Source organism: Succinivibrio faecicola, assembly GCF_019448115.1.
In the GTDB taxonomy this organism is placed as follows: domain Bacteria; phylum Pseudomonadota; class Gammaproteobacteria; order Enterobacterales; family Succinivibrionaceae; genus Succinivibrio; species Succinivibrio faecicola.
Window position 1 is genome coordinate 17,390 of sequence record NZ_JAGFNY010000013.1, and the last position, 11,536, is coordinate 28,925.

The 11,536-nt window shown below is 37.4% G+C and carries 12 protein-coding genes; all 12 read right to left on the reverse strand.

All coding sequences use genetic code 11. From position 1 onward, the window contains the following. Window positions 1-4 precede the first annotated feature (4 nt). Genes J5V48_RS05050 through J5V48_RS05105 form a run of 12 tightly spaced genes read right to left on the reverse strand, consistent with a single transcriptional unit; the run spans window position 5 to window position 11,527 of the window. Entirely contained in the window at window positions 5-346 is a 342-nt protein-coding gene (locus J5V48_RS05050) for a hypothetical protein (RefSeq protein ID WP_219937481.1), read from the reverse strand. A 28-nt stretch (window positions 347-374) separates the two neighbouring features. Continuing rightward, on the reverse strand, window positions 375-761 hold the full coding sequence (locus J5V48_RS05055) for a hypothetical protein (RefSeq protein WP_219937482.1): 387 nt from the start codon (window positions 759-761) through the stop codon (window positions 375-377). A gap of 2 nt (window positions 762-763) precedes the next feature. Beyond that, complete coding sequence (locus J5V48_RS05060) at window positions 764-2,740, reverse strand: DNA topoisomerase 3 (RefSeq protein WP_219937483.1); 1,977 nt, start codon at window positions 2,738-2,740, stop codon at window positions 764-766. Window positions 2,741-2,746: 6 nt separating this feature from the next. Continuing rightward, a complete protein-coding gene (locus J5V48_RS05065; protein ID WP_219937484.1) occupies window positions 2,747-3,361 on the reverse strand; it encodes a hypothetical protein in 615 nt (204 codons plus the stop codon). Between the two features lie 20 nt (window positions 3,362-3,381). Further along, complete coding sequence (locus tag J5V48_RS05070; RefSeq protein WP_219937485.1) at window positions 3,382-4,029, reverse strand: hypothetical protein; 648 nt, start codon at window positions 4,027-4,029, stop codon at window positions 3,382-3,384. 6 nt (window positions 4,030-4,035) lie between these two features. Further along, entirely contained in the window at window positions 4,036-6,339 is a 2,304-nt protein-coding gene (locus tag J5V48_RS05075) for a type IV secretory system conjugative DNA transfer family protein (protein WP_219937486.1), read from the reverse strand. Continuing rightward, window positions 6,340-7,395 carry a P-type DNA transfer ATPase VirB11 gene (gene virB11 / locus J5V48_RS05080; RefSeq protein WP_219937487.1) on the reverse strand — a complete coding sequence of 352 codons (1,056 nt, stop codon included), beginning with the start codon at window positions 7,393-7,395 and terminating at the stop codon, window positions 6,340-6,342. A 6-nt stretch (window positions 7,396-7,401) separates the two neighbouring features. Next, complete coding sequence (gene virB10, locus J5V48_RS05085; RefSeq protein ID WP_219937488.1) at window positions 7,402-8,637, reverse strand: type IV secretion system protein VirB10; 1,236 nt, start codon at window positions 8,635-8,637, stop codon at window positions 7,402-7,404. Beyond that, window positions 8,637-9,458 (reverse strand): P-type conjugative transfer protein VirB9, encoded by an 822-nt coding sequence (gene virB9 / locus J5V48_RS05090; RefSeq protein ID WP_219937489.1) that lies wholly within the window; start codon window positions 9,456-9,458, stop codon window positions 8,637-8,639. The genes virB10 and virB9 overlap by 1 nt, the downstream gene beginning before the upstream one ends. A gap of 10 nt (window positions 9,459-9,468) precedes the next feature. Further along, window positions 9,469-10,188: a VirB8 family type IV secretion system protein gene (locus J5V48_RS05095; RefSeq protein WP_219937490.1), complete on the reverse strand. Its 720-nt coding sequence runs from the start codon at window positions 10,186-10,188 to the stop codon at window positions 9,469-9,471. Beyond that, window positions 10,172-10,399: a hypothetical protein gene (locus J5V48_RS05100; RefSeq protein ID WP_219937491.1), complete on the reverse strand. Its 228-nt coding sequence runs from the start codon at window positions 10,397-10,399 to the stop codon at window positions 10,172-10,174. Before J5V48_RS05100 ends, J5V48_RS05095 begins: the two co-directional genes overlap by 17 nt. A 3-nt stretch (window positions 10,400-10,402) precedes the next feature. Continuing rightward, complete coding sequence (locus tag J5V48_RS05105) at window positions 10,403-11,527, reverse strand: TrbL/VirB6 family protein (RefSeq protein ID WP_219937492.1); 1,125 nt, start codon at window positions 11,525-11,527, stop codon at window positions 10,403-10,405. Window positions 11,528-11,536 lie beyond the last annotated feature (9 nt).

Below are 11,536 nucleotides of genomic sequence, written 5' to 3' on the forward strand. Positions count from 1 at the left end.
CAGATTACATTTGCTCTGCTCCTTTTTTCCACTTTTCAATAAGATCTTGTGGAGCATGTTCACATTTTTTATATTCAGCTTCTGTTATCTTTTTGTCAAACAATTCTAAACCACAGTTTCTGTCTTTCAACTTTATCATTTCAGGATTATATTGACCTAATTTTTTAACCCTGCACTCCTTAATATATTTGGTTACATCATCTATTTTTCCCTGTCTTGAAAGAGATTCCAGTTCTTCTCTGTCATAAGTGCAATGGTAATTGTTAGGCTCAATTTTCTTTTCGCCACAACCTGATAAAGTGACGGTTGCAACTAATGTAACAGCAATAGCAGAATACAATTTCATTTACTAATTTCCTTATATTAAATCTTGATTATACTAAACCAACAATTTCATCAGGTGATATTTGTTTTTGTCTTTCGACTAATTCTAATACCAATTCAACTATTTTTCTACATTTCAATCTTAAATTTATATCCGATATTTCGTTATTTTCTCTTAACTCGTTAAAAATACTGATAATTTCTTGACAGTTCTCCTTATTAAAGATATCACTCTTGATATAGATTTCAAGTGCCCACAATATTCTGTTCAGATTTTCAATTCTATCAATGAGTTGTAAAGAGCGTTTGGATAAGGCATTAACCTGCTTTGAAGTCAGAGAATTTTTGAGTGACACCATTACATGAGCAAAATCATCTCCGAGCTTATATATTTCAGAAAGAACAAATGCTCTATATGCATTAAGAGGACTTTCCATTTCTATTTCCTTTTAAAGGGATTCACTTTTGATTTTAAAGGTCTAGCTCTATTGTTTTGAATTTTTGCTCCTTTAGATGTTGATACTGAACCGCCTGGCAGAGAAATAGTCAATTTTGAAGCCTTTTCAACAAGCTGAAGAGCGAAAGCCTTCTGCTTTTCTTCAAACTGCTTACAAGTTATTTGACCACTTTCAACAAGTTTCAACTGGGATTCAAACATTGCCGTAAGTACTGGATTTTTACATAAATCAGGAAGCTCTTCTAATAACCTTATTCCTACAGGAGTTGCTTTGATTTTTTTACCAACAAGTTCTAAAAAGCCTTTTCTCTTCAATTCAGCAATAATGCCTGCTCTTGTTGCACTTGTTCCAATACCATCACCATCTTTCAAAACCTTCTTAAAAGGGCCATCTGGTACAAAGTTATAAATATTTTGCATTGCTTTGATAAGTGTTCCTTCTGTGAAAGATGCTGGAGGCTTTGTCTGCGCTGTTACAGGACTTATCTTCAGAACATCAACAATTTCACCTACAGAGAGTTTTGGAAGACTTTGAGAGTCTTCTTTTTCATCGTCTTTGTCCTGCTCTACAGCATCATCTTCACCACCATAAACAGCTAAATAGCCACTTTCAACTACTACAGAGCCTTTACAGGCGAATACTTCGCCTGACACATCCATTTTGATTGTTGTAGCTAGAAGTTTTGCAGAAGGAAAGAACTGGCTTAAATAACGCTTAACAATAAGCATATACACCTTTCTTTCATCGTCTTTCAACTCAGATAAATTACCTACTTGCTGGGTTGGGATGATTCCGTGATGGGCTGTTATTTTGCTATCGTTCCATACTTTGGACTTTATTGAAGGATCTGCTTTCGAAATTATTGATTTCAGCTCTGTATGAAAAGAGTATAAGGACTTTAAAACCTTAGCAGCATCCTGATGTTGAACTGTTGGTAGGTATTCACAATCAGAACGAGGATAAGTAGTGAGCTTGTACTTTTCATAAAGTGCCTGGCATATATTGAGTATTTGCTCTGCAGAGTAGCCATATTTAGCATTTGCTTCTGCTTGAATTGAAGCTAATGAGTACACTAACGGTGCATTCTTATCTTTTCTTTTTGTCTCAAACGCAATTACTTTTGACTTTTTGGCATTAGCTAATTTTTGCTGTAAAAATCTTGCAACATTAAGATCAATAAGCCTGCCTTCACTATCCAGGCCTTTTTGAGTTTCACCATACTGCAGTGTAGCGGTAAAAGTCTTATTTTCTGCTTTAAAGTTACCTTTAAACACATAATAAGTTTGAGGCTTGAAGTTACTAATCTCATGATCTCGTGTAGCTACAAGATTAAGCGTTGGTGTCTGAACTCGGCCGACAGAGAGAAGAGAGCCTTTACCACTTCTTCTTGAAGCAAGAGTAAATGCTCTTGTTGCATTCATACCAATAAGCCAGTCAGAGTGACTTCTTCCTAAAGCAGCATTTCTCATGCCTATATATTTTTCATTAGACTCAAGTGAAGATAAAGCTCTTTTTACTGAAACACTATCTACAGCCGAAGCCCAGTAACGCAAAACAGGCTTTTTATTGCCTATAAAAGACAAAATTTCATCAACTAAAAGCTGGCCTTCACGATCAGGATCACCACAGTTAACAATAGTAGTGATGTTAGATTTTTGAGCAAGCTTTTTGATAACGTTAAACTGAGCTTTGCAGTCTGCTTTTACTTGAATCTTCCATCTTTCAGGTACAATCGGAAGATCCTGCTCTCTCCAAACTTTTGATCCGTTTTTGGTTGTAGGAACATCGTCAGGCAAATACACATCAGGTGTAGCTAACTCCATTAAGTGACCGAAGCACCAGGTGACAATATCACCTGACTTAGTCTCACAGTAGCCTTTATCTGATTTTGATTTACCTAAAGCCTCAGCTATAGCCTTACCTACAGATGGCTTTTCAGCTATAAAAAGTCTGTTCATTACACATTACCTATAATAACGTTCACCAACTGTTTTGCCATCAACTCTGACTTCTGATACTGAGCTGTAAGGTGCTGTTTTTTCAGTATAGAATCGTTCTCCTATATTTATGGTTTTGTATTTATGAGTTGGTGTTGATGACTGAAATGTTCGTGCAGGAGTTGTTGATACCGCAGCAACAACCTGATAAAGGCGTTTATAGCATCTGTTATTTTCTACTTTATCGCAACCATACTGACGATTTGATTCTTCTTTGTATATCCATTTCCATCGAGTTGCAGTATTGTATGCTGGCATTTTGATTTCATAATAAGTTACATAAGACATTTCACTTTTAGGAATATTGACTGTACTCTGTAAATTATTAGGATCTTTTTCTTCACAGTATTTAAAATCAGGAAGATCAGTATATTTTCTTGTACCATGATGATTAACATCGGTTATTCTACTTATATATGCACTATGAGCCGAAGAGCAACCATCTGTTGCGAATCCTGTAGGAAGACACAACCAGATAGCACACTCATTATCTTTATTACTTCTGATACCAGAGCTTATTGCTAAAGTTGCAGATGAATATAATGCAATCAATGATAGAGCAATAAATCGCTTTAAATTCATAATATTTCCTCCAGTTCTATTTACAGTTCAGGTGCTTGAATTTTGTCATTTTCACGCTTCTGCTGTTCAAAAGTAATTGATTTAAGACCTTGCTGACTAAGATCAAGCATCAGACTATTTGCATTGAGTTCAATTGCAGTCTGTTTACGAAGCTCACCTGTTTTCTGATCTGTAAATTCATATTCGTGAGATGTTAAATAGCCATTAACTCTAAGTTGCATGCCTGGCTTAATGAGAGAAGATAGTTGTTTAAGATCCTCATGCTCCTCTCCGTACTTTTTTAAGGTCATAAAAGTTGGATCTTTTTTGACAAACTCGCCAGTTGTATCATTGATTTCATAATTTCTATGCAAAGCTTTTACACTCATAACATCAATTGTCTTTCCTGCATTTTTCCCTGTTTTTGGAACAATTGTTGTCATCTCAGGATTCTGATAAATGTAAATTTTGTAGTTCTGAACTTTCTCAGACTGATTTTTTTCATTTTCATTGTTTTCTGCCATTTTAAATTCTCCTTTTTCTTTAGTTAATAAATTCAATTTCTCTTCAAGGGCATCTGCTTTCGCCTGCTTGTCCTTAATAATCATTTGAGTTCTCTTCAGTTGAAGTTGCGTTATATAAATCGCAACTTCATTGATTAACTCAGGATCTAATTCTGTTTCTGTCATATAGGATTAAGCACTTAAAGCATTGCCAAACAGTGACTCAAGTTGTGCATTGATACTGTCAAGATCTTCTGGTATTTCATCAGATTCTTTAATCGAGCTAAAACCAAATTTAGCTAGAACGTCTGCTGCTTGAACCTGTTTGTATTCTTCAGAAACTAAAAGTCCTTTTTGTGAATTTGAATTTTCATCCACTGTAAATTCTTGCATGAGGGACAGAGTTTCTTGCTCATCTTCACTAAGATCACTCTGCTCTAAAACCTCATCCAAAGTTTCATCATCAGGGGATGACTCAAAAAAGTCAGAAAGCATTCTCTTTTTAGAATCCTCAGACGTTCCACCATAATTCATCTTAAGTTCAGGAATACTGAGCTTGTTAAGAAGTGAACTCTGCTTAACAAGTGATATAACATCAACCAGCTTATTTTCTGGGATCTGATCTAGTCGACTTATTATTTCATCTTGACTTGGAACATCGTTTTTACCTATTTGATCAAGATCTGCAGGCTCATTTTCTGATTCACTTGTATTTGAAAGGATCTTGGCACCTGCTTTTGTGCTCTGCATGAACTCTTCAAGATCAACTAGAGGAATTTCAGGGATCTGCCAATCAACACGAGCTGTAAAAGTTGGATCTTCAAAGTATTTTATTTTTCCGCATCTAATAGGCTTAGTGTGTTCAAGAGACACGATCTCTTCCCACATATCCATTTCTTTTAATTCTTGAGGAAGCATTAAAGCTCTCTTTTGATCTGAGGTTGAGTCTGAGCGTGAGCCCTGCTTGCCAAAAGAACGAGAATGAGAAGTATTTTTAACAGTCTGATATCCCAGCATTTCAGAATATTCATTAGCATCTGATTGCACTACAGGGGAAGGAGCATACATAATCATCAAGGCATGGTTAGACATCAGAGTTAAAGCACCAGGCTTACCATAAACATCTTCTAACTGAGATTTGTTCTGAATAATTGTCAGAACTCTCATGTTATAGCCTGCCTGATAAGATATAGACTGAGCTATCTGATTGATTTTTCCTGCAGCTGTAAACTCATCTAAAATCATCAGGCACTGGTATTTAAGTGACTTGTCTTGTTGAGGCAGTGTCTTAGTATTCAAATTAATGAGCTGATCAAAGAAAAGATTGATGATGTTCTTAGCCTCAGCAAGCTTATTAGGAGTAATGCCTACATAGATGGTCATTCTCTTTTTACGAACATCTCTTAAATCAAAATCATTGGCACTGGTTGATGCATCTACACGAGCATTAGCCCATGGCATTAAAGGAACTTGCATTGATCCTTTGACACCTGCAAAAGTGTTATCAGATAAGGTGCATACACGGCTAATTGCTGCAACACATTCATCAGAATATGGCCTGCCTTCTGATTTTGCCTTTTCAATCATCTCATTAAGATGCTCTGGAAGAGCTTTTCCATAGCCAGATGACTGTCTGAAGACTTCTCCTAAAGTATGAGGAATACCTGGAGTTTCTAAAACAAGCATTGTTATGCCACGAAACAGATCTTTAGCCTGTTCATCGAAAAACTTATCTTTAGAGTTTGGATTGTTGTAAAAAGCCTGAGCAATTGAGTCTATATCACCAATTCTATCTACAGGATCAGAGCTTACATAGCCTAAAGGGTTATACCTATGTGTCCTCATAGGTGCTGGTTTACCTTCCTGCCTTTCTGACTCACATTCATCATATGGAGCAAAGAGGTAAACTTCCTGACCGCTTTTTGCTCTAAAACCTGATGTTTTATCGAAATTTTCAAGCTTAATATCAAGAACAACCAGAGAATCACTGTAATTAAGACAATTTGGGATAACTACGCCTACGCCTTTTCCTGAGCGTGTTGGAGCAGCTAACATCACAAACTGATAACCGCCATAACACAAATATTCGTTTCGGCCGTGTTCTTTATACTGACCTACCAAAATTGTCTTGTCATAGCTGTCACGAGCAACAAGACCTGCTTTTTTAATCTCCATGTAAGTTGCAAAACGAGCATCTCCATGCAACGCACGAGGCTTGTATTTAGTGATGTAAAAGAGAACTGCAATGCCTGCACTTACTAAAAAAGGGAATGCAGCACAGAAAATCACTGTAAGCCTTACGGATTTTACAGGCGAATTTTTATAGATAGGAAAGTATCTAAAAGCTGTAAAAGGGCCAGCCTTCTCTAAAGGCAATCCGTTTAAGTGCATTAAAAGAAGAGAGCCTACATAACATAGTGCTATAAAGCCAATAATCACCAATACTGGGACTACATACATCATGTTAAGCTTAAATTTCTTTTTTTGCTGTCCCATTTAATACTCCTTAAACTTTGATTCAGGGTCATACCACAATTCAGTGATATGACGACCTAAGCCGTTCTGTTTGTCGTTATGAATGCAGACAATGACATCTAAAACCAGATGTAAGAGCTTGAAAATAACTGGATATGGAAGGCTTTTACCTACAGAGGACTGCATCACTTTTAAAGCCAGGTATTCAAAAACACCTTTTGAGCTTCCTGCATGGCATGATGTAATAGTGCCTCCGTGTCCTGAAAGGCATACATTCAAGAAGTCAAATGTCTCACCACCACGCAACTCAGCTAACAAAATACGGTCTGGCTTCATACGCAAGCATGAGCGCATCAGTGATGCTGCAGTGATTACTGCATCGTCTTTAGCTTCAGATGGATATAAAAGATTCACCACATTGTGATGATTTGGAAGTCCCCACAGTAATTCAGGCACGTCTTCAATTGTGATTAGTCTTTGATCTGTAGGTATAGACTGCATGAGTGTTTTCATAAAAGTAGTCTTACCTGAACCAGTTTCACCTGCGATGATGATATTTTTACCGAGCACTACCGCTCTTTGTAAAAATTGAGCTCTCATCAATGCCTGCTTTTGACCATCCTGCTCAACAAGTATTTTCTGCTGCATCTGCATCAGCTCTTGATCTTCAACACTTAAATGAGCTGCAGGTTTTACGTTAGAAAAGAAGTTATTACTTTCGTAATCTTCCATTGAACGCACATAAAAGCTAGGTTTTCTGATTGTTATTGAAATAGTGCCATCTTTACATGCAGGAGGCATTACAAACTGCGAACGTTCACCGTTAGGGAGTACAGCAGATACGATTGGAGCGTTTTCACCAAACTCAGTATTAGCGTACTTTGCTACGGCGATTCCAAGTTGTAGCAGTCGATCATAAGTAAGTTTTTCAACCTTTGTGCAAACCCACTTTCCTTTGTTTTCGCACCAGACCTCGCCTGGTGCATTTACACAGATTTCAGTAACATCAGGATCATCAAAGAACTGCTTAAAGTCCTCTAGTAAATAGCTTACAGTTGCATCTTTTTTCAGTGCCATAGTGTGCTACCTTTTCTGTAGATGATAAACACTAGAGAAATTAACATCACGAGCAACAAAGATGCCTACACGTTCGCCAGCGTTCTTAATCAGAGTTGGAGGAATGTTGCCAGACTGCTGCATTGCAGCTTTGATAATTTCATCCATACCATCAGAAGAATTTTCATAAGTTACGTTATTATTTGTAGTATTGGAGTTTGCGGTATTAACTGCATACTGAAAAGCATCGGCTACCATCGAGAACATCAGTGCATTACCAAAACGCTTCCACCAGTGATGATCGGTATATCCCCCCATACCTGCACCACCTAATGCATCTGTAGTAGGGGATGAAAGTGATACAGCTAAACCTTCAGGTGTTCTAAGTTCTGACCAGAGCATAAAAATACGCTCAAGACCGTTTTGAACTGCTCCCTGGTACTCACCAATAGCTTTTGTACCTTTCTCTATTAAGAGAACTCTGCCATCCATCGAATAAATGTTTTGAGGAATTACACATGAAGCCATACCTGGCACTGAAGTATCTACACGAGTCTCCAAGATGCACTCAATCATGGTGCCTTTTGCTAAAGTTAAACTTGGCTGTCTGATTACTCTTGCAGTGCCATCAGGAGTATCCATTGACTTTATTCTTGATGTAAGATTTGACTCAGAACCACCATTGATACTATTCATGCTGTTCTTATAAGTTTCAAGAACGCTGTTTCTATCGTTTTCAGAATAACCTTCCTGAGAATAACCTCTATTACTCTCGTTAGAATTATTGATAACGTTTCCCATCATAGGAGCTGCGTATTTTAGCTGCTCTGTAGTAACTTCAACTTCACCATTTGCTCCAACAACACTTATTGTTGAACCAGATGTAACCTGAACACGACCTGAAGAATCAGCTTGTGCTGTTAATGGAGGAAGATCATCAATTGGCTGCTGTGTTGGCTGTGGCAAAACAGGATCTGGCTCTGGATCTTTAGGAGGCAAAACAGGCTTAGTTACAGACTTAGATGAAGTCAAAGCCTGCATATTGCTGTTTGCCTGCTTATCAGCATCATCTGAGGAAGTACCTTTAAAATGAGTTAAGCCCCAGATTAGAGCAGCTAAACCAATCAAAAAGGCAAGAAAAAGCAATTTCTTTGCGTTTTTCTGATTAGGTGTTACTACGTTATTTTGAGCTACAGAAGGAATTCCTTGCTGTGTGTAGTCATGATTTTCATTTTGCTCTGGATTTTTTGGCTGATCTGACATTATTTGATAACCTCTCGTGAAACGCTGCTTACAGTAGTGCCAGATGCTGGCTGTAAATCCCCGCCTCGGTAGTTTTCGTTATAGACACCTACAACTGATTTTCCTGCTCTTAAGCGATACTCTTTGTAAACTCCATGAACTACTAGAACACCCTTTTCTACGTGAGAGTTCACTAATGACTCACCGTCACTTGATACTCTGTAGATTGCAGGAAAATCCTTTTGAGAATTAAATCTGAAGTAGGTAAATTGACCGTTGTCATAGACAAGTGCTGGTGCCAGATCTAGTGAGCCTTCATCCTTGCCAAAATTCATGGTGTACTGATAGTTTCCTACAGGTCGTTCTTCTGCAACATTAGGATCAGTTCTTTCAAGCTCATCAGTTAACTTTTTGATGTGAGCTTTACGCTCTTTTAGCTTCGCCTCGTCTTCAGGATATTTATAGACAAGCTGATATGTTGCGGCTTTTTCGTCTGTAACCAGTTCAACATCAATTGAATAAGTGTGTTTATTGGTGACAATAACAATATTTGTTGTTGCTTCTTTATCTTTTGGCTTTAAAAAGAAGTGATTATCTGCTGCAGCAAACTCCCATGCTGTAGAATAGCCAGAACCATAATTAGATACAGTTTCACCTGATGAAAAAGTAATGGTTGTTATGTAGCCATTAACTGCTTTAATCTTAGTTACATTGTGCTCTGAATAATTCACATACTGGATTCTGCTGTCTAACTTGCTCTTTGAAGGTGTGGCTAAAGCAAAAGCTTGTGAACTGAATAAAGCAGCTGATATTACCGCTGTTAAAAGTGATTTATAAAACATCTTAACCACCTTAATTCAACTCAGGATCAACCTGATAAGAGAGAACTTTAAAACCGAAAGGATTTACAAGTCTTGTAGCTTCGGAAGTGTCAAACTCTGGGTAGTAATCAAAGCTTATATTTGCTGTCCAATTATTGGTTCCAACAGTATGGCCATTGGCGTTGTTGAAAGTAGTTTTAGAAAATCGTACTGTAGCCACATTTTCTCTGCCACGATTTATTACTACACTCTTTACATTGACAACAATGCGGAAGTTATCTTTTAACTTGTCATCTAAAGGATCCTGCTTGCCTGTTTTCATGAACTGCTGGGCGTAAGTTTCATAGACAATAGGAATTGATAGCTGACGAACCTTTTCAATAAGATCATTTAGCATATTCCAGTCGTAAGACTCACGTGAAAGCACGAATGTATTGATCCAGTATTTATCCATCACTTCACTTACTGGAATATCCTGAACATCAGCAATGTGCAAAATGTCTGTAAGACCAGTGCTCTTATCAACCTGAATAACATAAGGCTCGGTTGTTTTTAAAGGAAACAGACAGATAATAGCGATAGATAAAGCAACAACAGCAAAGCTGACGATTTTGACAATAGTCCAGGCTTTACGCTCGCTAGCTTCAATCATTTCAATTCTAGAAACTTCCCAATTTATTTCTTCAGAACGAGTCTTTACTGTATTGATTGCTGATGAAGCATTGTTTTTGCTTTTATTTAGAAAGTTCACCTTCTATCTCCTCTAAATTGATTTCATAATTGTTATTCTTCTGAGCTTTTAGTTCTTCCTTTCTGAGTTTTACAAGAAGATCCAAATCTGCATGAGGATTTATTACAATCTTTTCGCCTTCTGGCTGAGTTGGCTTTGGTGGCGTAGCACAACCAGCAACTAACATCAAACCTGAACACATAAGTCCACACATACACTTTAAATTTGTCATTTTTTATTTACTTCCAATTTGTTGAAGAGAGCGATTAATTCTATTTTGCATTCCGCCTTTTAATGCAGCCATTCCAATCTGAGCAGCAAAAGAAGCTCCTCCTGTAGCAACTCCAGTTGCTAATTTTGCTATTCCAGAAGCTGATGTTAATGACGAACCTGCAGCCCCCATTGCTTCCTTTCCTATTCCGCCCATTAATTTTCCAGCAGCCATAGTTGAACCAGCCCTATTCATAGCTCCAGCAAAACTTCCCATTGCACTTGAAGATCCACTAAATGCCAATTGCGCACCGCCAACCATTGAAGATGAAATTTGAGGAATTTTAGATATCAGAGATGCTGCAGAAACAATAACTATAACCAAGGTTAAAAAGTTTTCTAATAAAGGCATCCATGAGTCACCTGCTGACTGATTAACAGATGACCAAGTTGGTAGCATTCCGTTTACAACAGAACATACAAGCATTAAAAAAGCACTAAATAAGATTTTTGTAAAAGCTAAGCCCAAACATACCTTTAACCAACCATCGAACCAAGACTTTGTGAGAGGAAAAAATAGAAAACCTGCGAATAAAGGGCCAAAACCACACACTACTGCAAGACTAATAGTTGTGATCAATAGAACTCCGAAAGCAGAACAAGTCAAAAATAGACTTGCAAGAACAAAGATTACACCTAGTAGGCCCATCACGATCATCTTGCCTAGACTGAAATGTTTTACGCATTCATAATATTTCTCTTCAATTTTAAAAAGTTCAACCCACAGCTTATCGATTGCGTTCCATGAGGAATCTGGAGTACCAGGCATAGCATTTAAAATCAGATGTTCAGAAGCATCAAGAAAATCCCAACTGTAGTTGATAAAGTTACCTGTGTTTAAAAAAATATAAGCAATCAACGCAACTTTAAAGCCATGGATCAGAATCTCCATGATCGGATCTTGTGATCTTCCTGTCATGGCTAAATAGCCTTTTAAAACAAAATAAAGAGTTAATCCTACTATCAGAATAGGAGTAATCGTTGGTATAAGATTACTTGAAAATTGGTCTGTAAAATTTTGTATTGGAGCCTTAATAATATCGTCTCCAACATACTCAAAAAAACCTCTAGAACCTACACTTACTGCCATGACTCGCTC

What these genes read in the sequence shown, in the direction of transcription:
- J5V48_RS05100 (WP_219937491.1), bottom strand. Translation starts at nt 10,399, where the DNA reads ATGACAAATTTAAAGTGTATGTGTGGACTTATGTGTTCAGGTTTGATG.
- virB11 (WP_219937487.1), bottom strand. Translation starts at nt 7,395, where the DNA reads ATGGCACTGAAAAAAGATGCAACTGTAAGCTATTTACTAGAGGACTTT.
- J5V48_RS05065 (WP_219937484.1), bottom strand. Translation starts at nt 3,361, where the DNA reads ATGAATTTAAAGCGATTTATTGCTCTATCATTGATTGCATTATATTCA.
- J5V48_RS05055 (WP_219937482.1), bottom strand. Translation starts at nt 761, where the DNA reads ATGGAAAGTCCTCTTAATGCATATAGAGCATTTGTTCTTTCTGAAATA.
- J5V48_RS05070 (WP_219937485.1), bottom strand. Translation starts at nt 4,029, where the DNA reads ATGACAGAAACAGAATTAGATCCTGAGTTAATCAATGAAGTTGCGATT.
- virB10 (WP_219937488.1), bottom strand. Translation starts at nt 8,637, where the DNA reads ATGTCAGATCAGCCAAAAAATCCAGAGCAAAATGAAAATCATGACTAC.
- J5V48_RS05105 (WP_219937492.1), bottom strand. Translation starts at nt 11,527, where the DNA reads ATGGCAGTAAGTGTAGGTTCTAGAGGTTTTTTTGAGTATGTTGGAGAC.
- J5V48_RS05060 (WP_219937483.1), bottom strand. Translation starts at nt 2,740, where the DNA reads ATGAACAGACTTTTTATAGCTGAAAAGCCATCTGTAGGTAAGGCTATA.
- J5V48_RS05075 (WP_219937486.1), bottom strand. Translation starts at nt 6,339, where the DNA reads ATGGGACAGCAAAAAAAGAAATTTAAGCTTAACATGATGTATGTAGTC.
- J5V48_RS05050 (WP_219937481.1), bottom strand. Translation starts at nt 346, where the DNA reads ATGAAATTGTATTCTGCTATTGCTGTTACATTAGTTGCAACCGTCACT.
- virB9 (WP_219937489.1), bottom strand. Translation starts at nt 9,458, where the DNA reads ATGTTTTATAAATCACTTTTAACAGCGGTAATATCAGCTGCTTTATTC.